This is a genomic window from Pantoea sp. 9140 (assembly GCF_000745295.1).
In the GTDB taxonomy this organism is placed as follows: domain Bacteria; phylum Pseudomonadota; class Gammaproteobacteria; order Enterobacterales; family Enterobacteriaceae; genus Pantoea; species Pantoea vagans.
In genome coordinates this window covers 3,984,203-4,010,398 of record NZ_JQNO01000001.1, presented here as the reverse complement: position 1 = coordinate 4,010,398, position 26,196 = coordinate 3,984,203, and the positions used below count along the sequence as shown (strand labels likewise).

Sequence of the window (26,196 nt, the reverse complement as noted above, 5' to 3'; positions counted from 1 at the left end):
ATGGATACGCAACAAACCCGCCAGGGCGTTGGCTTTGCACTGGGTGCCTACTTTATCTGGGGCATTGCGCCCGCCTATTTCAAGCTGGTCAAACAGGTTCCCGCCACAGAAATCATGACGCACCGGGTGATCTGGTCGGCACTCTTTATGCTGTTGTTGATTACCCTGAGCCGCAGCTGGCCCGGCGTTCGCAGCGTATTGCGCCAGCCTAAAAAAGTGCTGCTGCTGGCGATCACGGCACTGACGATTGGCGGCAACTGGCTGCTGTTTATCTGGGCGGTCAACAATCAGCATATGCTGGAAGCCAGCCTGGGTTACTTTATTAACCCGCTGATCAACGTGGTGTTCGGCATGCTGTTTCTGCGCGAACGTTTTCGCCGTCTGCAGTGGCTGGCCGTGCTGCTGGCAACCGTCGGCGTGCTGGTACAGCTGTGGCAGTTTGGATCGTTGCCGGTTATCGCACTCGGCCTGGCCCTGAGCTTTGCCGTTTATGGTCTGATGCGCAAAAAGATCCAGGTCGATGCACAGAGCGGTATGCTGATTGAAACCCTGTGGCTGTTTCCGCTGGCGGCGATTTACCTGTTCGGCTTTGCCGACAGCGCCACCAGCCATTTATCGGCGAACCCGCTGAGTCTCAACCTGAAACTGATTGCAGCAGGTATTGTAACCACCATTCCACTGATGCTGTTTGCGGCGGCCTGCAGCCGGCTGCGCCTCTCCACCGTGGGCTTCTTCCAGTACCTCGGCCCGACACTGATGTTTGTGCTGGCGGTGGCGTTTTACGGTGAAACTATCACGCCAGATAAGATGGTGACGTTTGGCTTTATCTGGCTGGCGCTGCTGGTGTTTGTCTGTGATGCGGTGGCGTTTTCATTCCGTTCCCGCGCGCGCATAGCGTGAAATAAAGCGCGCTAAAGCCGGGCCGGTCAGCAGGATGGTAAAGAGACGCAACGTCTGCATTGCCATTACAAATGCCATGTTGACCTGGGTTCCCGCAGCAATAATCGCCACCGTGTCCAGCCCGCCTGGGCTGGTGGCGAGATAGGCCGTCATCAGATCGATATCCAGCATGCGCGTCAGTATCCACGCCAGTCCGCCACACAACAGCATCAGCCCGAAGATTGAGGCCAGCATCTGCGGCAGCGTGCGCAGTGCCAGCAGAAAGATCGGGCGGGTAAAACGTAATCCGACGCTCCAGCCAATCAGCGCATAGGCCACGGCCAGCAGCCATTCCGGCACCTGTAACACTGCGATGCCGCTGCTGTTCAGTACCGCACCCGCCAGCGCGGGCAGCAGTAATGCGCCAGAGGGAATGCGCAGTCGTGTGCCCAGCCACGCGCCCGTCAGCATCACCACCAGCGTAATCGCAAAGCCATAATTCAGCGCGGGAAACCAGAGCAGCGAGATGCTGTACGCTTCATCGCCCAGCCCGATACGCGCGACCAGCGCGGCGGCCGAGGCGACAAACAGCACCCGCAGATACTGCATAAACGCTACCAGCCGTACATCAGCGCCGAAGTCACCCGCCATTGCCACCATGGCCGAAGCACCGCCCGGCGACGAGCCCCATGCGCCGGTCGGACCAGGCAGATGGCTGAAGCGTACCAGCAGAAAGCCGGACAGGCCGCTGGCCGCCAGTGTCAGCAGCAGCACCGCTAACACGATCGGCCACTCCTGAATCAGCGGTGTCAGAATCGAAGGAGAGAGGCTCTGGGCAATCATGCAACCCAGCACCGCCTGGGCAAGCAGGAAGAATCGTTTATCAATCCGCAGTGTGGCACCCGACAGGCCCATCACCACACCCACTATCATCGGTCCCAGTAGCAGCGCGGCAGGCACGTGAAAATAGTGCAGCACCGCACCTAGCAATACGGAAATCAGCAGCAGCAGCGTCCACTGCGTGCGTAACGAAAAAGCGTCCATAAGAAGTTAATTTTTTGTAAAAACAGGAGGGTCAGAGTACGCAGAAATCGGGACGGGAGCCAGCAGAACGGGCCATCTCAGATGGCCCGTTGCTTTTCTAAAGCCAGTTTTTACGTTTGAAGTAGAGATACGGCGCCAGTCCGGCCAGAATCATCAGGCCGATAGCCGCGGGATAACCGAAGCTCCACTTCAGTTCCGGCATAAACTCGAAGTTCATCCCGTAGCTGGAAGCGACCAGCGTCGGCGGCAGAAACACTACCGAGACCACCGAGAAGATCTTGATGATGCGGTTCTGTTCGATATTGATAAAGCCCATCGCCGCCTGCATCAGGAAGTTGACCTTCTGGAACAGCGATTCGTTATGTGGCAGCAGCGATTCGATATCGCGCAGAATTTCCCGCGCCTGCTCCAGCTGATTGCCCGGTAAGCGCGCTTTACGCACCAGGAAGTTCAGGGCGCGCTGAGTATCCATCAGGCAGAGACGCACCTTCCAGCCGATATCTTCCAGTTCCGCTAAGCGTGACAGCGCCTGATCGTACTCTTCGCCCTGCTGACCTTCCATGATCACCCGGCTGAGTTTCTCCAGCGCGCTGTAGATGTTCTCGATTTCATCCGCCAGCTGTTCGATTTTGGTTTCAAACAGGTCCAGCAGCAGCTCAAAGGCGTTGCCGTCGATCAGGGTCTGGTTACGGGCACGCATGCGATAGAGGCGGAAAGCGGGCAGCTCACGTTCACGCAGCGTGTAGAGGCGGCCTTCACGAATGGTGAATGCCACAGTGGAGTTACCGGCGTGATCGTCAGCATCTTCATAGAAGAAGAAGGAGTGGATATGCAGACCATCTTCATCTTCGAAGAAGCGTGCCGAGGCCTCGATATCTTCCAGCTCTGGCCGTGTTGCCAGGCTCTGGCCCAGCTCGGTCTGCACCCGGTCACGTTCGCCCTCTTCCGGCTCGATCAGATCGACCCAGACGGAGGTGGTCAGTTTGTCGTTTTCGTCTTCCAGCTCCAGTCGCGTCAGGCGGCTGTGATCCAGTTTAAATGCGCTCAGCATAGCAATACTCCCCATTGCAGACTAAATGGGACAAGGCGGTCCGCCGTTCCTCAACATGGAACGTGCGGCCTGAACACGGAAACAGAGTTTCAGAGATAAATCAGTGCTGACTCGCGCGACGGAATCAAAAAGGGAGGTCGCTGATAACCGCTAAGGCTACCCGCGTAAAGAGGTAGCCTTAGATGTTATGCCTGGTATCCAGGTCATTGAGCCAGCATCGACTGGGCGTGTCCAAGGCATTGTCCTCTCATGATAATAGTGGGCGCATGTTACGCTGAGACGAAAAAGCCGTCAACCGCACGCTAAAGCGTTTCCAGCTTCGCGTAAGCCGCCACCAGCCACTTGATTCCCTGCCCCTGAAACGCCACCTGCAGGCGGCTGTGTTCGCCGCTGCCTTCCAGATTTATGATGGTGCCTTCGCCAAATTTTGCGTGATGAACACGCTGGCCCAGCGCGAATCCACTGTCATTTTTGGTCACCGGCGCACCCATCCGCTGATGGTTGACCGGACGGCTGACGCTGGCGCGCAGACGCACTTCTTCAATGCAGGTCTCGGGCAGTTCGCCGATAAAACGGGAAGGCCGGTGATACACTTCCTTACCATAGAGTCGGCGGGTTTCAGCGTAGGTCAGCGTCAGCTTGAGCATCGCGCGGGTCACACCGACGTACGCCAGACGACGCTCCTCTTCCAGCCGTCCACCTTCATCCAGCGACATCTGGCTCGGAAACATCCCCTCTTCCATACCGACGATAAAGACCTGACTGAACTCCAGCCCTTTGGCCGAGTGCAGCGTCATCAGCTGAACCGCATCCTGCCATTTGTCTGCCTGACCTTCGCCCGCTTCCAGCGCCGCATGGGATAAGAAGGCCTGCAGCGGCATCAGATCTTCATCTTCATCCTGATAGCTGAACTGACGCGTTGCCGTCACCAGCTCCTCAAGGTTTTCGATACGCGCCTGACCCTTTTCGCCTTTTTCCTGCTCATACATCAGCCACAGGCCGGAGTCTTTGATAACCCGGTCGGTCTGAACATGCAGCGGTAATTCGGCGGTTTCGGTAGCCAGTGAATCGACCAGCTCACAGAAGCGTTGCAGCGCAGACGCGGCGCGGCCAGCCAGTGCGCGACTTTGCAGCAGTTCGCGCGTGGCCTGCCACAGCGTCATCTGACGTTCACGCGCCGTCTGACGCACCACGTCGAGCGTGCGATCGCCCACGCCGCGCGTCGGGGTATTCACTACGCGCTCAAAGGCGGCGTCGTCATTGCGGTTCGCCATCAGACGCAGATAGGAGAGCGCATCTTTGATCTCCTGACGTTCGAAGAAGCGCATGCCGCCATAAATACGGTACGGCATACTGCTCTGCAGCAGCGCCTCTTCCAGCACGCGCGACTGGGCGTTGCTGCGATAGAGAATGGCGCAGTCGTTGAGCGCACCGCCGTTCTCCATCCAGACCTTGATGCGGTTGACCACGAAGCGCGCTTCATCCAGCTCATTAAAGGCGCAGTAGATAGAGATCGGTTCGCCATCGCTGCCTTCGGTCCAGAGCTCTTTACCCAGACGGCCATTGTTATTGGCGATCAGGGCGTTAGCCGCTTTCAGAATGTTATTGGTTGAGCGGTAGTTCTGCTCCAGACGGATCGTTTCTGCACCAGGGAAATCCTGCAGGAAGCGCTGAATATTCTCGACCTGTGCGCCGCGCCAGCCGTAGATCGACTGGTCATCATCGCCCACGATGATCACCCGGCCGCTGTCGCCCGCCAGCATCCGAATCCAGGCGTACTGAATGTTGTTGGTATCCTGAAACTCATCCACCAGCACGTTGGTAAAGCGTTCGCGGTAGTGATTGAGGATATGCGGCTTGTTGAGCCAGAGTTCATGGGCGCGCAGCAGCAGCTCGGCGAAGTCGACTAAACCGGCGCGATCGCAGGCTTCCTGATAGGCCTGATAGATGCGCAGCCAGGTCTGCTCAATCGGATTGCCATAGCTTTCAATGTGCTTTGGCCGCAGGCCTTCATCTTTTTTGCCGTTGATGTACCACATGCCCTGACGCGCAGGCCACTGCTTGTCATCAAGGTTCATGGATTTAATCAGGCGCTTGAGCAGACGCAGCTGGTCTTCGCTGTCGAGGATCTGAAAATCCTGCGGCAGGCCGGCGTCAAGATGGTGGGCGCGCAGTAAACGGTGCGCCAGACCGTGGAAAGTCCCGATCCACATCCCGCCCTGGCTGGTGCCGATCAGATGCTCGATACGGTGACGCATCTCGGCGGCTGCTTTATTGGTAAAGGTCACCGCCATAATCGAATAGGGTGAGCAGTTCTCTACTGACATCAGCCACGCAATGCGATGCACCAGCACCCGCGTTTTACCACTGCCCGCGCCTGCCAGCACCAGCAGGTTACTGCGCGGAGCCGCAACGGCCGCGCGCTGATTGTCATTCAAACCATCGAGCAGTTCAGAAACGTCCATAAGCACCGTTTACCAGAGAAAAAGCGTCGTCGTCGCGTTGTTTATTCCGCCTGCCGCAAGGCAGTGTCGCGGCCAGTCAGGCGGCGCCACGGACGCCGGATAAAGCACAGCGGCCTGGCAGAAAAAAGGGAGACGACTGGATAAATTTACAGCCATTATAGCAGTGAGGTGAGTGATGCCAACCGCGAAATTTCGACGTGCGGCAACAGGCGCGCATCCGGGATATGCATCAGGTTACCCTGTCGCAGGTTAATCCAGCAGGCCTGCATGCCGCAGCGCAGTGAGCCGGCGACATCGGTAGTCAGGTCGTCGCCCACATGCAGAATGTGTTGTGGCGCGATATCAAGGCGTTGCGCGGCAAGCTGATACATATCCTGCCACGGCTTGGCGCGCCCGTCAGGTCCGGCCCGCAGCGTGAACTGAAAGTATTCAGCAATGCCCATTTTTTCCGGGCTGGCGTTGCCGTTGGTGACCGCCACCAGCGGGATTTTTTCTGCCAGCGCTTTCAGCGTCTGATGCGTCTCATCCGGCATCTCGACCTGACTCCGCCACTGATGGAACACCGCCATCACGTCTGCCGCCCCCGCGGTCGCTTCCGCAGCAGAGAGGCCGATATTGAGCATCGCCAGCTCCACCGAACGGCGTCGCCACTCTGAAACGTCATGATAGATTTCAGGCTCACGCTGCAGCAGTTGATCGCGCAGCTGCTGATAATCCTGCGGCGTGAAGTCACGCAGCGCCGGATGAAAAGCCTGCAAAGCGGCGTGAGACTCCAGCGTGGTGCGACGGATCACCGGGTAGTTATCGTAGAGCGTGTCATCAAGGTCGAAGGTCATGGCTTTAATGGCCGACAGCGGACGATAAAACTTCATTCGTTCTTTCCTCGTTTGGCGCGGGGATGCGCAGCGTCATACACCGAAGCCAGATGCTGGAAGTCGAGATGGGTGTAGATCTGGGTCGTCGAGAGGTTCGCATGCCCCAGCAACTCCTGTACGGCGCGCAGGTCGCCGCTGGATTCCAGCAGATGCGTGGCAAAAGAGTGCCGCAGCTTATGCGGATGGATATGGCTCGCCACACCCTGTCTGACGCCCCATTCGGCAAAGCGTTTCTGCACGTTACGGGGGGAGATGCGGTTGCCGCGCGTCGACAGGAACAGCGCATCATCCTGGCCGCCGAAGGTTTCACGCAGCGGCAGCCAGTGCTGGATCCAGGTGACCGCCGTGCGGCCAATCGGCACCCGGCGCTCTTTGCTACCCTTGCCCACGACCCACACTTCGCCGGAATCGAGGTCGACGTGGCGGCAATCCATATTTACCAGCTCGGAGAGACGCAGCCCGCCGCCATACATCACTTCCAGCATCGCGCGATCGCGCACCGCCAGCGGATCGTTAAGGTCGATCTCCAGCAGCTGATTCACTTCATCCACATCGATATTCTTAGGCAGATGGCGCGCTTTACGCGGCGTCATCACCCCTTTGGCCGGATTGGCGGAGAGCAAACCCTGGCTTACCTGCCAGTCGAGAAAACTGCGCAGGGCGGAGAGGCGCAGCGCGAGGCTGCTGGCTGAGAGTCCGGCGCGACGGCTACGCGCCGCCATGCTGCGCACCTGCGCCGGTTCCAGCTGCGCCCAGCTGCCGAGCTTCATCTCATCCGCAATTGCCACCAGCGCGGCAAGCTGGCGCGCATAGCTGCTCTGGGTTAACGGACTCAGCTGGCGCTCCACTTTCAGGTAGCGCAGAAATCCGTCGACGGCCTCCTGCAGCGCGCTGCTCATGCGCGCTCAACCCAGCGGGAAAGCAGGCCAGGCATCATCTGTGACAGGTGCTGCAACAGCAACGTCCCCATGCCCGACTGATAGTGCTGGCTGTCACGACTGCTGAACACCAGCACGCCGAGATCGCCCTCTTCGCCCATCAGCGACATCGCAACCGAGCCAATTGCTTTGGCCTGTGGCAGCAGCAGCAGCAGTTCCGGCCCATTGATATTACCGAGATAGTGGTGCTGGTTGCCGAAACGCTGAATACGCAGCGGCTCAAACGCCTGACGCGACAGGCTCAGCTGGAAGAAATCGGAGGGGGCACCCAGCAGCCATTTGTCGCTGAACAGCCGCACATTGGCACCCGCCAGGCCCAGCTCACGCGCCCAGCGATGCAGACGGTTGAGCATATCCTGCAGCGAATCAGCCGCGGCCAGATGACTTTCCAGCGACAGCAAACGGTCAAACAGCTCATGGTTCGCGCTGGCCTGCTCCATCAGCAGTGTGATCTCTTCTTCCAGCCGCTGAATGTGGTTGCGTTGCCGCGCCATATGCCACTCGACCAGGGACACACTGCCGCGCACCGGATGCGGCACCGCCATCTGTTCAACTTCACGGGCATTACGGATGAAGAAATCGGGATTCTGCCGCAGATAATCACTGACGGCCTGATCGTCCAGCAGAACCGAACTGTCAGCCTGCTCTTCGATATTTTTCATAGATGAATAAACCCATCGTAGACGTGTGTCGCAGGCCCGGTCATATAGAGTGGCTGACCGGCGCCTTTCCAGGAGATATGCAGCGTCCCGCCAGGCAGATCGACACGCACTTTCGGTGCCAGAATGCCCTGCTGAATGCCACATGCAACGGCAGCACAGGCGCCGCTGCCGCACGCCTGCGTTTCACCCGCTCCGCGTTCGTAGACGCGCAGCCGGATATGTTCGGGATTAATGATCTCCATAAAACCGACATTGACGCGATCCGGGAAGCGCTCGTGGCTCTCCAGAATCGGGCCAAGCAGTTCAACCTGCGCGGTTTTAACACTTTCAACCTGGATGACGCAGTGAGGATTCCCCATCGACACCGCACCCAGCATCACCGTCTGTTCGGCCACGCGCAGCAGATAGAGATTTTCAGCTTTGTTAGCGCGGAACGGCACCTGCTGAGGCTCAAAGTTGGGCTCACCCATGTTCACGCGCACGTGGTCATCAGGCGTCACGGTGAGGACCATGCGGCCATTCTGGGTACTGACCCGAATATCGCTTTTGTTGGTCAGCCCTTTCAGCTGAACAAAGCGGGCAAAACAGCGCGCACCGTTACCGCACTGGGCCACTTCACTGCCGTCAGCGTTGAAAATGCGATAGTGAAAATCGAGATCGGGATCGTAAGGCGGTTCAACAATCAGCAGCTGATCGAAACCGATCCCCAGATGACGATCGGCCAGCCGGCGGATCAGTTCCGGCGAAAAGAAGACGTTTTGTGTCACCGCATCCACAACCATAAAATCGTTGCCGAGACCGTGCATTTTGGAGAACTGCATTTTTTGCTCCGCCGGATAAGCCATCAGATTAGTTCGCTTTTACGCCTGAATTGCCGGTCACCAGCCCGCCGACATCGGCTTTAGTGGCATCCGCTTTCTGGCGTTCGGTTGGGGCTTGTTGTTTCTTCGGCTGGTCCTTCGGCGGGAAGTAGAGCGGTCCTTTCAGACCACAACCTGCAAGGCTGATTACTGCCAGTGTCATGGCCAACAGGCTTATTACTTTCTTCATTCTTTATGCTCTTAATGTCCTTTACCTGGATGCTTATCATCGCAGTTGAAGGTGGAAAAGCAACAGGAAATCCCCGCAAATAGCGTGAACCGGGTGACAGGCCAGGAAGATAGCGGCTACCTGCAGAGAGCAGGCAGCCCGTCAGCATCAATGCACCTGATAGCGCGGTTGATAGTCGCTGTTGTCGTTGTCAGGCTGCGTTGTACAGAGCTGCGTCAGCGTCTGACTCCGGAACGGGATCACCTGGAATCGCTCACCGGTGTTCACAATCTGGTAGAACTGCGGCAGGTTGAAGTTGATAAAGCTCGAGCCATAGGTAAAGCGATCGTGTGACGAGGAGTAGAAGCGACTGACGTCGCGCACCAGCTCCTCTTTGCTGCCTTCACAGTGATGATAAACCTCAACCCGATTGCTCTCATCGAGGATATAGATGTTGAAGCCGCGCTCATCCGTGGTGTTTTCAAAGAAGAACTGAATGATGCCTTCGCTGGCATAGCCGTTCACCACCGGTGGCAGCGGCGTCTGATTCGTTTCGACTTTGATCGACAACCCATGCAGCTTGTTATTGGAGATCGCGCCATAAAATTCTACCGCGTTTTCCAGCTTCTGCACCGAGACGCTCATGCGTTCAAAGAACAGACCCCAGGTCTCACCCGCCATGCGCAGCGCTTTAAAGCGGCCCGGCTCCTGACGCGTGCTGGAGAGGCGTAGCTCAATGCACTCTGAGACAAGTTGCTGCACGCGCGTGCGAATCAGCCCGCGAAGATGCTGGCTGTAGCAGAACACTTCTACCGTATCCGGCGGTGCGGCATCCTGATGCATCTTGCCGAGAATAGTTTTCAGCCCTTCGATCATCGCCTGTTCGCCGCTGAAGTGCAGCGTACGCACTTCATTCCAGGAGTTGCGATAGAGCAGATCAATGCTGCCAATCAGGCACTGCTGCTGCTGACCAAAGCTAAAGACATCCAGTTTGCGGAAGTCGAAGTGCACCACCTGATTGCGGAAGGCCGCCGTCGGATCGTGTTCAAGGTTAACAATAATCGCGAGGTGCCGGATTTCGCACGGGCTGTAAAGCGCTTTTGGCGTCGGTGCAGGCAGACGCAGCGGGAAATGGCTGGAAACATCGTTGACCAGTTCCTGAAGACGCGCCAGATCGCAGGTCTCATTGCCTTTAATATGCAGCCGGGTTTTGCGGGTCAGCAGACCATTAAACCAGGCCCACGCCACCAGCTTGTTCAGGTAGCGGTTATATTCCAGCGGCTGATGGCTGATGATCGAATCCATGTCTGGTGCCTGGTTATAGAGATACCAGCCGGAACGGTTAGCGCGGCCAGGCGGCACATGAATAAAGGTCAGATTCGGTTCAGAAAGATCGGGCGAAATCTGTGGATTCACCAGCGTCACTTTGCCCGGCAGCGCTTCAAACGCGGCATACAGTTTACGGGTCAATACACCGATATCCTGCGGGCTGGCGCTGACGCTTAAGTTATTGCGACGGGCAAAGCGGATCAGGTTGCGATAACTCTGCATCATCGCATCCAGCAATTCGTTATGGGCTTCGCGCACCCGCTCGATTTTCCACCCGGCACGGTTGTCCAGAATGGCGATCTTCTCTTCGTTCCAGCCCCACTCTTTCACCAGCTGCGATAAGATCTCGCGACGCCAGCCGGTGCGTTGCTGATGATCGTCGGTGCTGAGCTTTTCACACACTTTGAGATAGAAGCAGCGACGCACCAGGTCAAGGCGCGGCTGATCGTCAACGCTGGTCAGGTAGTGCGTAACGCGCTCCAGCATCATACAGTAAGGATCAAGTCCGAAGCAGATGATTTCGCCGTCGTGCAGGCGCTGTTTGATATCCATCGCCAGCAGCTGCGTGTTCGGGTATTCCCAGCTGTAAGCTTCCAGCAGCAGCGTTTTCAGTACGGCTTTATAAGGCGAGTCGATACTTTTATAGAGCTGCCACAGGCTGGCACCGAAATACTCTTCCGCCGACAGCGTGCCCAGGCCGCCCAGGTCAAGCCACTCATTGGGTGTCAGCACGCCTTTGGCATACAGCGACATCACGTAGTCGTCGTAATGATGCTCTTCTTCGCCCGGCACCATATTCCACAGGATGCGTTTGCCCGCCATACGAACCGCGGTACGGTAAAACTCATCCAGCAGTAAAATGTGCTGGGTTGAACCGCAATCTTCACCGCCCAGGCTGCCGCTTTCGTTGTGACGGAAGCGGTTCTCGTCAATCAGGAAGAAACTGACTTCCACGCCCATTGAGACGCACCACTTCTGCAACAGCGTGCATTTGCGCTGCAGATTCAGGCGCTCTTCATTATCGAGCCAGGATTGATGGCAGACCCAGATATCAAGATCGGAGATGCTGTTCTGGCCGACAGACGAGGTGCTGCCCATAGAGTAGATAGCGGTGATCGGCATTTCACCTTTCGGCGCATCGGCATGGCGCAGATCGCTGTCGCCGGTGAGGTCGGCCAGCAGCTGGCGTTGATTTTCATCAGGCGTGAAGAAGCTGATGCCATGTGGAACGCTACCTTCAAGGTAACCCGGCATCTGCGGATGTTGATAATGTAATAAGGTTGGCAGCAGACTGTAGACGCGCTGAAAAGCGGGTCCCATGGCAGCCAGCGCACGATCAACGCGCAGCTGGTTGATTGCATCCAGTCTCTGTTTCAGTGTCTCAATGTAGAGGTACAAGACGTTTCGCCTGATTGTCCCAGTGTTTAAGCACCCTGTTTCCACGCTCTGCCGCTTATTAAAAGTAAAAAAGTGGGCAGATAATTGCTGGAAACGTGATCAATCTATCACTCGGCAGATTGACCGTAAAGAAAGTTGCGCTACTTAACAGTTTAGCACGTTCTTACCAGCTTCCCGCCTTTTCGGCACGGGTTGCCACGCTATGGCTTGATAAACCGGGCCTGAAACCGCACACAGGCCGTTTTCAATCCGTTGAAACTGACAGTATTCACCCAGAGATGATAGGATATTCAGTGAACGATAAAAATGGTTAACAGCATGTTAGACAAAATTTTCAGAATTGCTACAAGACAAAGCCCGCTCGCATTATGGCAGGCACATTATGTACAGCAACGACTCATGAGTGCCCATCCGGGACTGCGCGTTGAGCTGGTGCCTATGGTCACCAAAGGTGACATCATTCTTGATACGCCGCTGGCAAAAGTCGGTGGCAAAGGGCTGTTTGTCAAAGAGCTTGAGCTGGCAATGCAGGATGGCCGTGCCGATATGGCAGTGCACTCTATGAAAGATGTGCCGGTCAGTTTCCCTGAAGGTCTGGGCCTGGTGACCATCTGCGAGCGCGACGATCCGCGCGATGCGTTCGTTTCTCATCATTATGACTCCATTGATGCGCTGCCACAGGGCGCCGTTGTCGGCACCTCCAGTCTGCGTCGTCAGTGCCAGATTAGCGCGCGCCGTCCGGATCTGGTGATCCGCTCGTTGCGTGGCAACGTCGGCACCCGCCTCGGCAAACTTGATGCCGGCGAATATGACGCGATCATTCTTGCCGTCGCCGGGCTGAAACGTCTGGGAATGCAAGATCGCATTCGCCAGGCGATGCCTGCCGAAGTCTCCCTGCCCGCCGTGGGCCAGGGTGCGGTCGGCATTGAATGCCGTCTTAACGATAGCGTCTTAATTGACCTGTTACGGGCGCTGAATCACGATGACACCGAAGTCTGTGTCAGAGCAGAACGTGCCATGAATACGCGCTTAGAGGGGGGCTGTCAGGTGCCCATCGGCAGCTTCGCGGTGCTGGAAGGCGATGAGCTCTGGCTGCGCGGCATGGTCGGCGCGCCCGATGGCCGGGTGATGGTCAGCGGAGAACGTCGTGGGCCCCGCGCGCAGGCTGAACAGATGGGCATTTCACTGGCCGATGAGCTGCTGAACGGCGGCGCGCGTGAAATCCTGAAAGAGGTCTACCAGGGGCAGCCGCCGGCATGACCATCCTGGTGACGCGCCCGGAACCCGCAGCGGCAGAGCTGGTGTCACGCCTGCATGCCCTTGGCAAACAGGCGTGGAGCCTGCCGCTAATCGAATTTGCACCGGGCGCTGACCTCGATTCCCTGCCTCACAAGCTCGCCGGACTTCGTGCTGGCGACCTCGTCTTTATTCTTTCTCAGCAGGTTATTCACTACGCTCAGCACGCGATCAAAGCATGGCCCACTGAGCTGGACTATTATGCAATTGGTCGCAGCACCGCGCTGGCGTTTCACACCGTCAGCGGACAGCAGGTGACCTGGCCTCATGCGCATGAAACCAGTGAGGAATTGATCAGGATAAACACGCTTCAGCAGGTTGCCGGTAAACGTGCGCTGATTCTGCGTGGCGATCCTGGACGCGAATTGCTGGCGGAGACATTAACCCGGCGAGGTGCTGAGGTAACGTTTGCTGCCTGCTACCAGCGCTGCCAGAAGCATTATGACGGGCCGGTTGAAGGCCGCCGCTGGCGCGATCGCGGCGTCTCTGTGCTGGTGGTGACCAGCGGTGAAATGTTACAACAGCTTTTTTCGCTATTCCCCGCGGTTGATCGCGAGGAATGGCTGCTCAACTGCCGACTGATAGTCGTCAGTGAACGTTTGGCTACCCTGGCCGCAGGATTGGGTTGGCAGGATATTCAGGTAGCCGATGGTGCCGATAACGATGCGCTGCTGCGCGCGTTACGCTGAACTTTAACAATGGGATGTGCCACATATGACGGAACAAAAAGACTCCTCCGCCATGGTTGAAGAAACCACCCCAGCGGTCGACCGCTCTCCTTCCAGCAACAGCACACCACCGCGTAATGCGAAAAATGGTGGCATGGTGTTGGGTGCAGTTGCGATTGTCATCGCGCTGGCGATAGGTGCGGGTTTATACCTTAACGGGAAACATCAGGCTGATTTACAGGCACAAACCAATCAGAAGCTGAGCGATCAGTTAAGCGCGTTGCAGCAGCAGGCCAGCAGCGATAAACAGCAGCTGACACAGCAACTGAGTGGCGCTGAAACTGCCCTGCAGACGGCACAGCAGCAGCAGACCGCGTCAGCAAAAGAGCTGGAAACGCTGCGTGAAAAAGTGGCTGTAATTTCTGGCAACGACGTGCGCAGCTGGCTGCTGGCACAGGCGGACTATCTGGTGAAACTGGCTGGCCGCAAACTCTGGAGCGATCAGGATGTCACTACCGCCGCTGCACTGCTGAAAAGCGCCGATGCCAGCCTGGCTGACATGAACGATCCCAGCGTAATGAATGTGCGTCGTGCGCTGACCCAGGATATCAGTAACCTCTCTTCCGTTACGCAGGTCGACTACGACGGCGTGATCCTCAAACTGAATCAGCTGTCGAATAACGTTGATAATCTGCGTCTGGCCGACAACGACAGCGATGATGCGCCGATGGACAGCGATGGCGGCGAACTCTCAGGTTCAGTGCGCGAATGGCGTCAGAATCTGGTGAAAAGCTGGCATAACTTTATGGATGACTTTATTACCATCCGCCGCCGCGATAACACCGCACAGCCGCTGCTGGCTCCGAATCAGGATGTTTACCTGCGTGAGAATATCCGCTCGCGTCTGCTGATCGCTGCGCAGGCCGTACCGCGTCATCAGGATGAGATTTATAAACAATCTATCGACACCGTGTCCGCCTGGGTTCGCGCCTGGTACGACACCAATGATGCCGCTACCAAAGCCTTCCTTACCCAGCTGGATGAGCTGAGCCAGCAGAACATCAACATGGATCTGCCGGATAACCTGGAAAGTCAGCCGTTGCTGGAACAGCTGATGCATACGCGCGTGCGGAACCTGTTGGCGCAACCGTCTGCCGCTGCTAATCAGCAGGGAGGCTAAGCATGCTTAAGGTATTTATCCTCTTTATCCTGCTGATTGCAGGCGTGGTGCTGGGACCGATGATTGCCGGTCATCAGGGCTACGTGCTGATTCAGACCGATAACTGGAATATTGAAACCAGCGTCACCGGCCTGGTGATTATCCTTATTATCAGCCTGCTGGTGATTCTGGCGGTGGAATGGCTGCTGCGTCGTGTGCTGCACACCGGGGCGCGTACCCGCGGCTGGTTTACCGGCCGTAAGCGCCGTCGTGCACAACGTCATACTCAGTCGGCGCTGATGAAGCTGGCAGAAGGCGATCACCGTCAGGTGGAGAAACTGCTGTCTAAAGATGCCGATCACGCCGATGTGCCGGTAGCGAACTACCTGCTGGCCGCCGAAGCCGCCCAGCAGCGTGGCGATGAAATTCGTGCCAATCAGCATCTTGAACGTGCTGCTGAGCTGTCCGAAAGCAATACCATTCCGGTTGAAATTGCCCGCGCTCGTATTCAGCTGGCCCGTAACGAAGATCATGCGGCGCGGCACAGCATTGACCGTCTACTGGAAGTGGCTCCGCGTCACCCTGAAGTGCTGCGCCTGGCTGAACAGGCGTACGTCCGTACGGGTGCCTGGAGTGCCCTGCTGGATATTCTGCCTGCTATGCAGAAGTCACAGGTTGGTGATGAGCTGCATCGTGATGCGTTACAACAGCAGGCCTGGCTGGGTCTGATGAATCAGGCAATGGCCGACCAGGGCAGCGATGGCCTGAAGCGCTGGTGGAGCACGCTGAGCCGCAAAACCCGTCAGGATACGACCCTGCAGGTGGCAATGGCGGATCATCTGATTGAGTGCAACGATCACGACACCGCACAGTCGATCGTGCTGGAAGGCCTCAAGCGTCATTATGACGATCGTCTGGTGCTTCTGATGCCGCGCATCAAAAGCGGTAATCCGGAAGCGCTGGAGAAGGCATTACGCCAGCAGATCAAACAGCATGGCGCAACGCCGTTGCTGCACAGTACGCTGGGACAGCTGCTGATGCGTCATGGTGAGTGGCAGCAGGCAGCAGACGCGCTGCAGCAGGCGCTGGCACAGCGTCCGGATGCGTTTGATTATGCGTGGCTGGCGGATGTTTATGATCGTCTGCATCGTCCGGAAGAGGCCGCGAAGATGCGCCGTGAAGGATTGTTGCTGACGTTGAAGAATAATCCCAACGCCTGATGCGGTTGTCAGACAGGATAAAGCCGGGCTTGCCCGGCTTTTTTGTGCCCGCAATCTGCCGCCCTATTCTTACAGGCAAAAAAAACACCTGCCAGTGGCAGGTGTAAGATCAGGTCGGTAAGACAACCGGGAGGTACCTGACTCAACGTGGTGTCTGTTAACCCTGTAAGGCTTTCGCGATACAGGCAGGCAGACAACAGGTACCTAAAATTGGCTCTGCATCATTCCCAGGTTTATGTAGCATCAGCAAACATAAGAGGTGGAATGAGCATCTACAGCAGAAGTATTGCACAAGCCGTGCCAGGTTAAGGTTTATTTTTAAAATAACTATAAATCAATGCCTTAAACAGATTGATAAGTCTGGTCATAGCGGCATATGGCATGAAGTGTCGGTATCAGGCGACAGCTGGCATTTTCTCTGTCTCTGGATGGAGACAGCAAGGTAATTCTTACGGTGATTTCAACAATAACAATGGTTTATTTGTCTGCGATTCACGACGTTGCTTAGACTATTGGCCAAATCAAGGCAGAGTGATTCCGCAGCAATGAAGAAGCTCAACGCGCAGGGAACACGGGCAGAGGAGGAAAGCGTCCCACGCCAGGGACGGCGTGGGCCGAGCGGCCATGGATGGCTCAAGCGACTTTCCGATCTGACCGTGTTCCCTTCGCAGGCTCAGATTTACAGCAAACTTATCTCGCCGTACCTGCCTAAACCCTCTGCAAAGGTCCTCACCCACTTTTCTACAGACGAAAAAAAACCTGTCTTTTCAGACAGGTTTCTAAAAATGGTCGGCGAGAGAGGATTCGAACCTCCGACCCACTGGTCCCAAACCAGTTGCGCTACCAAGCTGCGCTACTCGCCGATTTTTTTAACTGTTTTGCCTGGTGCGAAGAGAGGGACTTGAACCCTCACGTCCGTTAGGACACTAACACCTGAAGCTAGCGCGTCTACCAATTCCGCCACCTTCGCGTTTCCCAGCAAAATCTGGGGTGGCTAATGGGACTCGAACCCACGACAACTGGAATCACAATCCAGGGCTCTACCAACTGAGCTATAGCCACCACTATTCTTAATGTTACAAGTTTAAAACCTGCAGCATTTAAATCTCTACTGCCAACCGCGGTAAATCAACCACCGAAGCTCATGCGCACAAACGATATGGCGCGCCCGACAGGATTCGAACCTGAGACCTCTGCCTCCGGAGGGCAGCGCTCTATCCAGCTGAGCTACGGGCGCGTAGCGCCGTTGCGGATGTGCATACTAGAGATAAGCGCTCATCGTGTCTAGTGCTTTTTAAATAAAAAGACGCGTTTGATTACGCTTTGTGCATTTCGTCGACAAATAGTACATTTCCACTCTCGTAATACCTGAAAATGCGGCATTTATCAGCAATATCAGAGATCGCCGCGCCAGTGATAGCGCAAATATTTAAGCAGTTTTAATTGCCTGCGCAGGCGGCTCGGCTGCCGAATCAGACGATAGAGCCACTCCAGCCCCAGCCGCTGCCAGATTTTGGGCGCGCGCTTCACATGGCCGGTGAAAACATCATAGGTTCCGCCCACGCCCATATAGAGGGCATCAGGCCAGTACGCACGGCACGCCAGCATCAGCAGCTCCTGACGTGGCGAGCCCAGCGCGACGGTCACCAGCTTCGCACCGCTGGCCGCAATCCGGGCAAACAGCGCATCCTGCTCGGCTGGCGCAAAATAGCCATCCTGGGCACCGACAATATTCACATTCCACTGACGACGTAACTTATCGCAGGTTTCATCCAGCACCTGCTGGCGACCGCCGATAAGAAACACCGGCGTCCCTTCCCGTCCGGCGCGTTCCATCAGCGCTTCCCATAAATCAGCACCCGCAATGCGCTGCACTGACGCCTGCGGATACTTTTTACGAATCGAGCGCACGATGCTGATGCCATCGGCATACGCATATTCCGCCTGCGCTAACAGCGTGCGCAATCCCTCATCCCGCTCAGCGGTCAGGATCTTCTCCGCATTGATGGCCACTAAAATACCGCTGCGAACGCTCTGCGGCGGCATCAGAAAATTCACTGCCGACGGCATGTTTTCGAAGCCATACAAATCAACGCCGCGAATACGGTACTGCGGCGTCTCAGTTAACGTTGTCATATCTTCCGTCAATCCCAGAGGTTAATCAGAGCGGGCTGTGCAACACCCGCCTGCTGCGGTCGCGAATCAAACCTGCGCGATCCAGTAACCAGAAAAGTAATTTAGCCATGCCCAGACAGGCAGCAAAAATGAGGCAGAAAAACACCACTCGTGAGCCGAACGCATCGAGACCCTCGCGTGCCAGTACGATCATGTTAAACACCGCGCCAAAACAAAAGCTTTGCAGGATGGCACCGGTATAGCGGTTCGTCTCAAGGCAGCCACGCTGATAGATCGCATCAAAGGCTTTAATAATCATTCCTACCGCAACAGCACCAACTGGAATGGCCCAGACGCCGCCCATCACCACCAGCGACCCGATCAGCGTGGGTGAAATCGCCAGGCCCGAATGGTTATTCAGCACTTCCCATGTGAAGTAGTTGGCACTGTTCAACACCGCCAGCGGTCGATCCGGCCAGAGCCAGGTCGGAATAAACACGTAGAAATCACGCCACAGAGGTGCCAGCCCCTGAAACTCAATTTTGTCGTAGTTATCCAGCAGCCGGGCGAGATTCTCCCACGGCGAGAAGGTATCACGCGTCAGATACAGGAAGGTATAGAACGCTTCATCGCCCATCACGTCGAGGTTATAACGGCGCAGCGCCAGCCAGAACATCCCTGCAATCGCCATCACACCCGCCGTTGCCAGCATCCACAGGGTGATCCAGCCACGGGTAATCCCGATAAACAGGAACAGGGCAAACGCAATGATGATATTGGCGCGGGTTCCGCCCACCAGTGCGTAGGTCAGTAGACCAAAGGCCACGGTCACCACCAGGAACAGCAGCCAGTTACGGCGCGTCGGGCGTAAAAAGTAGGGGATCAGCATCGCCGGAATAAAGAAATAGAAGAAGCGTTTAAGCGCTACGCCCGATACTTCGCTGGAGAAAATCTGGTTATAGGCGGTCAGGCGGAACAGCAGAAAACCGTTGTGAATGAAGAACACCGTCACGGTACCCAGCGCGACCAGCGCCAGAATCACACAGGTCAGGTGGGTTTCAACCCGGTTCATCTGCAGCCAGGGCTTCGCCGGCGGCGCACCCGCCGGTTTCAGCCGCACTTTATAGCTGACGTAATAAATGGCGTAAAACGCCGTGGCCGACAGTAGCGCCTCCAGCAGATTCTCAACCGGCATTACGTCCACGTTGAAGCGAAACACCAGCACGGAGGTCAGCGGGAAGCCGAAGTAAAAGGTCAGTAAGAACAGCAGCGTAAAGAACAGATGGAAGTTAAAACGGACGCGCTTAAATTCCCGCCAGGTCAGGGTCAGAATAAAGACCAGCGACAGCAGATAGACCACCAGCAGGCCGCCAAACTGCATAAGACTCATGACAACTCCCCTTCGCTAAGCTGTAACGCTGTACGCCAGCCTGCCAGATAACCGGGCGCAAAGAAGGCGATAGCCTGTTTATCACAGCGCATCAGCTGCCGGCGTGCCTCGGCGATGACTGCAGGCGACAGCGTATCTTCGCTGAACAGTACCGGAAGCTGCTGCTCTGCCACATCACGCCAGAATGGATTTTTGCGGGTCAGAACAAACGGCACGTTGGCCTGGATCAGCAGGCAGAGTGTTCCCACCCCCTGCTGGCGTTCAAACATAAAATAACCGACATGGCAGCGCGCCAGCAGGACTAAATAATCATCAAACGCCAGATTTTCACGCAGCAGATGAACTTGCCCGTTCGGGAACAGCGTCTCTGCTGCGGCCTGAACCTGGCTGATATATGCCTCATTGCCTGGCGGATAACCTAATGGGACTTCGATGCGCACCTGCTCGCCAAACTGTGCGTGAATCGACTTTAAGCCTTCGATGTGCCGATTACTCGGATCGCCCGAATTGCCCAGCAGCAGCGTAAACGGCTCTGACGGCGCCGACTCAACGGCAGCATCTGGCATTCTGGTCGGGAAATAGAGCAGTGAACCGGGCACATGGCGATGGCGCTGCTGATAGTGATGCAGGTCACCACGGGTCGCAAAAACCTGCGCAACCCGTCCCTGTGCTATCCGGCGCACCAGATAGAACAGGCGGAACTTCAGGCTGCGCGAATCTTCATAAAGATCGGCGCCCCAGACATGCCAGAAAAGCTGTGTACGGCGCAGTTTACCGCTGAGTAATGCCAGCCAGATCCACGGGTTAAACTGACCGTGACAGAAAAACCGCTGCTGACGATTCCTGGCCCGCTGCAGTACCGCCTGCGCCAGCGCTTTCTTGCTGGCGAAGCACTCGATCTGTAACGCACTGAACGGAGCCAGGCTCTCTGGCTGCTGCGTCACGACCATAAAATGGCGTGGCGAAGCCACAGGCAGCTCAACGCTGAGAACGTCGTTGAAAAAGCGCAGCACCGTAAGGTTGTGGTGGGGAATATCCGATCCCAAAACGTGAATTAAAGTCATTTTTTCCGGCAGTAAACAATGAAAGCGCCACAACACAGGGCAAAGTAAGCCATATAGGTAAACATATAGGCCTGCGCCGCACCCGTCGCGCCATGTAACGGGATCAGCCAGCGTGAGAACAGGGTCAGTAACAGAAACTGGCTGATCTCAGTCAGAACATAAAAGCGCAGCGAGGCTTTGGCGATAACCAGATATCCGAAAACATAGGCACCGACTTTAAAAACATCGCCGCACAGCTGCCAGACAAAGAGATCGCGCATTCCGCGAAAAGCCTCAGAGAACAGCAGGCTGATGGCGAAATCGCGCAGTACCCAGACGCCAAAGCTGGCAACCGCCACGGCGGGCAGGACAAAGCGCAATGCACGGCCAATCTCACGTGCGATGTCGCGTTTGTTGTCGAGCCGCGCCAGCGTCGGCAGCAGCCAGACGCTAAACGTTGCGGTGATAAACTGCAGGTAGGCATCGGAAATGCTGGTGACGCCCTGCCACAATCCGACCTGCGCCCAGCCCTCCTGCTCTGCCAGCAGGTTACGCATCATTACCCAGGCAACCGGCAGGGTCACGGCCGTGATTAGCGCCATCAGGGTATATTTTGCCAGATTACGCGCCAGCTCAGGGTGCCACTGTGGCCGCAGCCAGCTTAGCGGCAGCGGCGCGCGGCGTTTCAGCATCAGTAGCGCAGGCAGCAGCAACAAAGCCGGCACCAGCGCCAGGCCGATCAATGCGCCCTGATAGCCGCCCAGCCACCAGCAGAGCAGATAGCCTGCCACGCCAGTCAGACTGCCGAGAATCAGCGCCAGCGCATTACCTCGCGCGTCGCGATAGCCCTTCAGAAGCGCCAGGGTAAAGTTGGCCCAGGCGATGCCGAGCTGAAGAAAAGCGACGACGCGGATGACGCCCTGATAGCGGTCGTGACCAAACAGCGCGGTGCTGATGGGTGCCGCCGCCAGCAGAAACAGCAGCGCCAGTACGCCGGAAAAGCCCAGCACCATAGCCGATGCCGTGCCCACCATCGCCCGGAGTTGTCCGGGCTGCTGCTGATACTGCGCCACATAGGTGGTGACGCCGTTGAAGATGCCTGCGCCCGCCAGCACACCCAGTACGGTGATCAACTGACGGAAGTTACCCGCCTGGCCGACACCTTCGGGGCCGAAGCTGACCGCCAGCAGTTTGACCACCAGCAAACCAGACACAATTTTTATCAGCGTGGACGACGCGGTCCACACTGAGGCTCTGGCTAATGACATCAGGAAAAGAAGCTCAGCAGCGAGCTGATAACCGTGCTCTGATTATTATCCGACAGGTTATAAAACAGCGGCAGGCGCAGCAGGCGTTCACTTTCCAGCGTGGTAAAGCGGTCGTCGCCGACAAATTGCGAGAAACGCTCACCGGCAGGTGAACTGTGCAGCGGAATATAGTGGAACACCGTCAGTATCTCGGCTTCTTTCATCCAGTTGATCAGCGCCTGGCGATCGTCCTGATCGCGCAGTTTGATGTAGAACATGTGCGCATTGTGTTCGCAGCTGGCGGGTATCACCGGCAGACTGATGCGGCCCTGGGCGGCCAGCGGCTGGAGTGCGTCATAATAACGCTGCCAGATGCGTAACCGCTGCTGGTTGATGCGTTCAGCGGCTTCCAGTTGCGCCCAGAGATAGGCCGCCTGCAGATCGGCCATCAGGTAGCTCGATCCCATGTCGCGCCAGGTATATTTATCGACCTGACCCCGGAAGAACTGGCTGCGGTTAGTGCCTTTTTCCCGCACGATCTCGGCGCGCTCGACCAGGCTGGCGTCGTTGATCAGCGTCGCGCCACCTTCGCCACCGGCGGTGTAGTTCTTGGTTTCGTGGAAACTGAAGCAGCCAATATGACCGATGGTGCCTAGCGCGCGACCTTTGTAGCGTGACATCACGCCCTGCGCTGCATCTTCAATCACAAACAGCTTATGCTTTGCCGCCAGCGCCATAATGGTGTCCATTTCACAGGCCACGCCTGCGTAATGGACCGGCACAATGGCGCGGGTTTTTTCAGTGATGGCGGCTTCGATCAGCGTTTCATCAATGTTCATGGTATCCGGGCGCACATCGACAAACACGATGCGCGCGCCGCGCAGCACAAAGGCGTTGGCGGTTGAGACAAAGGTGTAGCTCGGCATGATCACCTCATCGCCGGGCTGCAGATCGATTAACAGCGCCGCCATCTCCAGCGAAGCGGTACAGGAGGGCGTCAGCAGCACTTTTTTGCTGCCAAAACGCTGCTCCATCCACTGCTGACAGCGACGGGTAAATCCGCCGTCACCGCACAGCTTGCCGCTGTTCATCGCCGACTGCATATACTCGATTTCTGTGCCCACAATCGGGGGCGCATTAAATGGAATCATGACCTTTCCTGTAAAACCAGTAGGCGGTGCTGTCGAGCCGGGCACCGCTGCGTAAATAGAGGCGCATCGCCGTGAGATTACTGAGCTGGGTAGCCACCCGAAGCTGAACCAGCTGCCTTACCCGCGCCCAGTCCGCCGCCGCCAGCAGCAGTCGCTGACCCAGTCCCTGGCCCTGCGCGTCAGGCAGCACGCCCAGCAGACCAATACGGGCATCGCCGTCCACCGCGCGCAGCGACACAAAACCCTGCAGCTGACCTGTGGCGTCACTGGCCACCAGGCATTGATCGTCAAACGTTCCGCGCACCGCATTCTCAATCCACTGCGCATAAAAACGGCCGCTGGCGTCTGGTGCATACCAGGGCGCGCGAAAACGACTCTGGCTGAAGAGCTGAGACGCTGCATCACGCAGCTGCGGGATTTGTGCTTCGCGCGCAATACGAATCCCCGCCTGACGTTCCGTCTCGTTAACCGCCAGCGCCAGGTCCGCTTCGCCTTCTGCCAGCTGGAACTGATGCTGCTGCAACGTATCAATCAGCGCCGTCTCGCTGGCCGCGACTTTCATCTGCATCAGCGCACAAGGATGGTGCAGCGCCTGCTCCAGCGGAATGTCACCTTCCAGCTCCAGCCGCACGGTCTCAACACCGAAGAATGCACTTTCCCAGCTAAGGGGATTAATACTGACGTGGACGGGCATGCAATAAATCCAGCAGGTATTGGCCGTAGCCGGTTTTTGTCAGCGCTTCACCGGCAGCACGCAGCTGGTCATCACTGAGCCAGCCGTTACGCCAGGCGGCCACACAGATCAGCCGTTTAGAGGGTAAAGCGCACCCGTAATCAGAAAGCGCTTCATCGCCAGACACCTTTAGTGTCGACAATCCAGTTCTGCTGAACGTCGGCGGCATCAATGGCGCGGAAGGCGCGGTGATCGACCAGCATCACCAGAATATCGGCCTGTGCCAGCGCCTGCTCGCAGGAGACCAGCTCTGCTTTGTCAGCCAGCGAGTCAGCAAGCTGCTCAATGTGCGGTTCAACCACCCAGGTGGTGCCGCTGTGCCATTCGGCAATCTTCTGGGCCACGCCCACCGCCGGGCTTTCGCGCAGGTCGTCGATATTGGGTTTAAAGGCCAGGCCAAAGCAGGCGATGGTGATATCGCTGGCGCGCTTGCCGGTCTGGGTCAGGCAGTCCGCCAGCGCGGTTTTCACCTGGTCCAGCACCCACTGCGGCTTGGCGTCATTCACCTCGCGCGCGGTGCGGATCAGGCGAGCTAATTCGGGATTCTGCGCCACGATAAACCAGGGATCGACGGCGATACAGTGCCCCCCAACGCCCGGACCCGGCTGCAGAATGTTGACGCGCGGATGGCGATTCGCCAGCGCAATCAGCTCCCAGACGTTAATTCCCTGGTCGGCACAAATCAGCGACAGCTCATTGGCAAAGGCGATATTCACGTCACGGAAGCTGTTTTCGGTCAGCTTGCACATCTCGGCTGTACGGGCGTTGGTTTCAACGCATTCGCCTTTTAAAAACAGCCGATAAAGCTCGCTGGCGCGGGCGGAACAGGCAGGCGTCATGCCGCCAATCACCCGGTCATTGTTAATCAGCTCAACCATCACCTGGCCGGGCAGCACGCGCTCCGGGCAGTAGGCGACAAAAATATCGGGCGTCTCTCCGTGCTGCGGAAAACGCAGGTCGGGACGCGCCGCAGCCAGCCAGTCGGCCATCTGTTCAGTGCTGCCCACCGGCGAGGTCGATTCCAGAATCACCAGATCGCCCTTTTTAAGAACCGGCGCGATCGACTCCGCCGCGGCTTTCACAAAGCGCAGGTCGGGCTGATGATCATCTTTGAATGGCGTCGGTACGGCGATCAAAAAAGCGTCAGCGGCTTCAGGCTGCGTGGTGGCGCGCAGGTCGCCACGCGTCACGGCCGCATGCACCACCTGATCTAAATCGGGTTCCACAATGTGGATCGCGCCACGATTGATGGTTTCTACGGCGCGCGCGTTGATATCCACGCCCACCACTTTTTTTCCCTTTGAGGCAAAAACGGCTGCCGTCGGCAGCCCAATGTATCCCAGTCCAATCACGGAGATGGTTTCAAAACTCATAATTCGGCTCGGTTATCTTTTAAGGCTTGTAAAATACGACCACAGGCTTTGCCATCGCCATACGGATTATGGGCATGGCTCATCGCCTGCCAGGCATCGTCATCACTCAGCAATTCGCTGACGCTGGCGACGATTCTGGCGATATCGGTTCCCACCAGTCTGACGGTTCCGGCATCGACGGCTTCAGGACGCTCGGTGGTGTCGCGCATCACCAGCACCGGCTTGCCCAGTGAAGGCGCTTCCTCCTGGATGCCGCCGGAATCGGTAAGGATCAGCCAGGCGCGGTTCATCAGCCAGACAAAAGGCAGGTACTCCTGCGGTTCAATCAGAATGATATTCTCAATGCCGCTGAGTATCCGGTTAACCGGCTCGCTGACATTGGGATTGAGATGTACCGGATAGACAATCTGCGCCTCGGGATGCTGGCGGGCAATCTGCGCCAGCGCGCTGCAAATACGTTCAAAACCGCCGCCAAAGCTTTCACGCCGGTGGCCGGTAACCAGTACCAGTTTCTTATCCGGGTCGAGAAACGGATAGCGCGCCGCCAGTTGTGCGTTCAGATTACTGTCGTCCAGCACCCGATCGCGAACCCACAGCAGTGCATCAATGACCGTATTACCGGTGACGACGATGCGCGCATCGGGCAGATTCTCCTGCAACAGGTTCTGACGCGAGCGGGTGGTAGGCGTGAAATGCAGGCGGGCAAGATGGCCAGTGAGCTTACGGTTACCCTCTTCCGGCCACGGCGAGGCGAGATCGCCGGTACGCAGACCTGCCTCCACATGCCCGACGGGGATTTGCTGATAAAAAGCCGCCAGACTCGCCGCCAGCGTCGTGGTGGTATCACCATGCACCAGCACGATATCCGGTCTGAAGTCGAGCAGGACGGTTTTCATGCCCTCTAAAATGCGGCAGGTGATCTCGGTCAGCCCCTGTTCAGGACGCATAATATTGAGATCATAGTCCGGCTCCAGCTTGAACAGACGCAGCACCTGATCGAGCATTTCGCGATGCTGAGCGGTCACGCACAGTCGCGATTCAAAAGCGGGATCCTGCGACAGCGCCTGCACCAGCGGCGCCATTTTAATCGCTTCCGGACGAGTACCAAATACGGTCAGAACTTTCACACTG

General features: G+C 57.0%; 23 protein-coding genes and 4 tRNA genes. 5 read left to right on the top strand and 22 right to left on the bottom strand.

Annotated features, from left to right (window positions below):
* Positions 1 to 900 (top strand): EamA family transporter RarD, encoded by a 900-nt coding sequence (gene rarD / locus FA92_RS18575; protein WP_013359694.1) that lies wholly within the window; start codon positions 1 to 3, stop codon positions 898 to 900.
* On the opposite strand, the gene FA92_RS18570 is transcribed toward rarD, so the two are convergent.
* The 9 genes from FA92_RS18570 to FA92_RS18530 form a co-directional block, all read right to left on the bottom strand.
* Positions 871 to 1,923: an AbrB family transcriptional regulator gene (locus FA92_RS18570; protein ID WP_033784426.1), complete on the bottom strand. Its 1,053-nt coding sequence runs from the start codon at positions 1,921 to 1,923 to the stop codon at positions 871 to 873. The genes rarD and FA92_RS18570 overlap by 30 nt on opposite strands.
* A 97-nt stretch (positions 1,924 to 2,020) precedes the next feature.
* Positions 2,021 to 2,974, bottom strand: a complete 954-nt coding sequence (gene corA / locus FA92_RS18565) for a magnesium/cobalt transporter CorA (protein ID WP_013359692.1) — start codon at positions 2,972 to 2,974, stop codon at positions 2,021 to 2,023.
* 302 nt (positions 2,975 to 3,276) lie between these two features.
* Positions 3,277 to 5,439: a DNA helicase II gene (uvrD, locus tag FA92_RS18560; protein WP_033734817.1), complete on the bottom strand. Its 2,163-nt coding sequence runs from the start codon at positions 5,437 to 5,439 to the stop codon at positions 3,277 to 3,279.
* Positions 5,440 to 5,594: 155 nt separating this feature from the next.
* On the bottom strand, positions 5,595 to 6,311 hold the full coding sequence (yigB, locus tag FA92_RS18555; RefSeq protein WP_033784425.1) for a 5-amino-6-(5-phospho-D-ribitylamino)uracil phosphatase YigB: 717 nt from the start codon (positions 6,309 to 6,311) through the stop codon (positions 5,595 to 5,597).
* Complete coding sequence (gene xerC / locus FA92_RS18550; protein ID WP_033784424.1) at positions 6,308 to 7,213, bottom strand: tyrosine recombinase XerC; 906 nt, start codon at positions 7,211 to 7,213, stop codon at positions 6,308 to 6,310. The genes yigB and xerC overlap by 4 nt, the downstream gene beginning before the upstream one ends.
* Positions 7,210 to 7,914: a DUF484 domain-containing protein gene (locus FA92_RS18545; RefSeq protein ID WP_013359688.1), complete on the bottom strand. Its 705-nt coding sequence runs from the start codon at positions 7,912 to 7,914 to the stop codon at positions 7,210 to 7,212. Before FA92_RS18545 ends, xerC begins: the two co-directional genes overlap by 4 nt.
* Positions 7,911 to 8,735, bottom strand: coding sequence for a diaminopimelate epimerase (gene dapF / locus FA92_RS18540; protein WP_033734938.1), 825 nt, complete (start codon positions 8,733 to 8,735; stop codon positions 7,911 to 7,913). The genes FA92_RS18545 and dapF overlap by 4 nt, the downstream gene beginning before the upstream one ends.
* Before the next feature lie 28 nt (positions 8,736 to 8,763).
* Positions 8,764 to 8,964, bottom strand: coding sequence for a lipoprotein (locus tag FA92_RS18535; protein WP_013359686.1), 201 nt, complete (start codon positions 8,962 to 8,964; stop codon positions 8,764 to 8,766).
* Between the two features lie 147 nt (positions 8,965 to 9,111).
* Positions 9,112 to 11,670: a class I adenylate cyclase gene (locus FA92_RS18530; RefSeq protein WP_033784423.1), complete on the bottom strand. Its 2,559-nt coding sequence runs from the start codon at positions 11,668 to 11,670 to the stop codon at positions 9,112 to 9,114.
* A 318-nt stretch (positions 11,671 to 11,988) separates the two neighbouring features.
* On the opposite strand from FA92_RS18530, the gene hemC reads away from it, so the two are divergent.
* Genes hemC through hemY form a run of 4 tightly spaced genes read left to right on the top strand, consistent with a single transcriptional unit; the run spans position 11,989 to position 16,013 of the window.
* Complete coding sequence (hemC, locus tag FA92_RS18525; RefSeq protein ID WP_033784697.1) at positions 11,989 to 12,930, top strand: hydroxymethylbilane synthase; 942 nt, start codon at positions 11,989 to 11,991, stop codon at positions 12,928 to 12,930.
* The gene (gene hemD, locus FA92_RS18520; protein WP_013359683.1) at positions 12,927 to 13,655 is read left to right on the top strand and encodes a uroporphyrinogen-III synthase; all 729 of its coding nucleotides are present in this window, start codon (positions 12,927 to 12,929) and stop codon (positions 13,653 to 13,655) included. The genes hemC and hemD overlap by 4 nt, the downstream gene beginning before the upstream one ends.
* Before the next feature lie 25 nt (positions 13,656 to 13,680).
* A complete protein-coding gene (gene hemX, locus FA92_RS18515; protein ID WP_033784422.1) occupies positions 13,681 to 14,814 on the top strand; it encodes a uroporphyrinogen-III C-methyltransferase in 1,134 nt (377 codons plus the stop codon).
* A gap of 2 nt (positions 14,815 to 14,816) precedes the next feature.
* Positions 14,817 to 16,013: a protoheme IX biogenesis protein HemY gene (hemY, locus tag FA92_RS18510; RefSeq protein WP_033784421.1), complete on the top strand. Its 1,197-nt coding sequence runs from the start codon at positions 14,817 to 14,819 to the stop codon at positions 16,011 to 16,013.
* Positions 16,014 to 16,799: 786 nt separating this feature from the next.
* On the opposite strand, the gene FA92_RS18505 is transcribed toward hemY, so the two are convergent.
* The 13 genes from FA92_RS18505 to wecB form a co-directional block, all read right to left on the bottom strand.
* Positions 16,800 to 16,876, bottom strand: a tRNA-Pro gene (locus FA92_RS18505).
* A 20-nt stretch (positions 16,877 to 16,896) separates the two neighbouring features.
* Positions 16,897 to 16,983 (bottom strand) — tRNA-Leu (locus tag FA92_RS18500).
* A gap of 16 nt (positions 16,984 to 16,999) precedes the next feature.
* Positions 17,000 to 17,075 (bottom strand) — tRNA-His (locus tag FA92_RS18495).
* Positions 17,076 to 17,173: 98 nt separating this feature from the next.
* Positions 17,174 to 17,250: transfer RNA gene (locus tag FA92_RS18490), tRNA-Arg, on the bottom strand.
* A gap of 158 nt (positions 17,251 to 17,408) precedes the next feature.
* The gene (gene wecG, locus FA92_RS18485) at positions 17,409 to 18,149 is read right to left on the bottom strand and encodes a lipopolysaccharide N-acetylmannosaminouronosyltransferase (RefSeq protein WP_033784420.1); all 741 of its coding nucleotides are present in this window, start codon (positions 18,147 to 18,149) and stop codon (positions 17,409 to 17,411) included.
* Positions 18,150 to 18,174: 25 nt separating this feature from the next.
* Positions 18,175 to 19,518 carry an ECA oligosaccharide polymerase gene (wzyE, locus tag FA92_RS18480; RefSeq protein ID WP_013359679.1) on the bottom strand — a complete coding sequence of 448 codons (1,344 nt, stop codon included), beginning with the start codon at positions 19,516 to 19,518 and terminating at the stop codon, positions 18,175 to 18,177.
* Positions 19,515 to 20,582 (bottom strand): TDP-N-acetylfucosamine:lipid II N-acetylfucosaminyltransferase, encoded by a 1,068-nt coding sequence (locus FA92_RS18475; protein WP_033784419.1) that lies wholly within the window; start codon positions 20,580 to 20,582, stop codon positions 19,515 to 19,517. Before FA92_RS18475 ends, wzyE begins: the two co-directional genes overlap by 4 nt.
* The gene (gene wzxE / locus FA92_RS18470) at positions 20,579 to 21,829 is read right to left on the bottom strand and encodes a lipid III flippase WzxE (protein ID WP_033784418.1); all 1,251 of its coding nucleotides are present in this window, start codon (positions 21,827 to 21,829) and stop codon (positions 20,579 to 20,581) included. The genes FA92_RS18475 and wzxE overlap by 4 nt, the downstream gene beginning before the upstream one ends.
* On the bottom strand, positions 21,829 to 22,959 hold the full coding sequence (gene rffA, locus FA92_RS18465) for a dTDP-4-amino-4,6-dideoxygalactose transaminase (RefSeq protein ID WP_033784417.1): 1,131 nt from the start codon (positions 22,957 to 22,959) through the stop codon (positions 21,829 to 21,831). Before rffA ends, wzxE begins: the two co-directional genes overlap by 1 nt.
* Complete coding sequence (gene rffC, locus FA92_RS18460; RefSeq protein WP_033784416.1) at positions 22,946 to 23,653, bottom strand: dTDP-4-amino-4,6-dideoxy-D-galactose acyltransferase; 708 nt, start codon at positions 23,651 to 23,653, stop codon at positions 22,946 to 22,948. The genes rffA and rffC overlap by 14 nt, the downstream gene beginning before the upstream one ends.
* Positions 23,631 to 23,834, bottom strand: coding sequence for a hypothetical protein (locus tag FA92_RS23680; RefSeq protein ID WP_239780553.1), 204 nt, complete (start codon positions 23,832 to 23,834; stop codon positions 23,631 to 23,633). The genes rffC and FA92_RS23680 overlap by 23 nt, the downstream gene beginning before the upstream one ends.
* Positions 23,806 to 25,065, bottom strand: coding sequence for a UDP-N-acetyl-D-mannosamine dehydrogenase (gene wecC, locus FA92_RS18450; RefSeq protein WP_033784414.1), 1,260 nt, complete (start codon positions 25,063 to 25,065; stop codon positions 23,806 to 23,808). Before wecC ends, FA92_RS23680 begins: the two co-directional genes overlap by 29 nt.
* Positions 25,062 to 26,192: a UDP-N-acetylglucosamine 2-epimerase (non-hydrolyzing) gene (gene wecB / locus FA92_RS18445; RefSeq protein WP_033784696.1), complete on the bottom strand. Its 1,131-nt coding sequence runs from the start codon at positions 26,190 to 26,192 to the stop codon at positions 25,062 to 25,064. Before wecB ends, wecC begins: the two co-directional genes overlap by 4 nt.
* Positions 26,193 to 26,196: the final 4 nt, after the last annotated feature.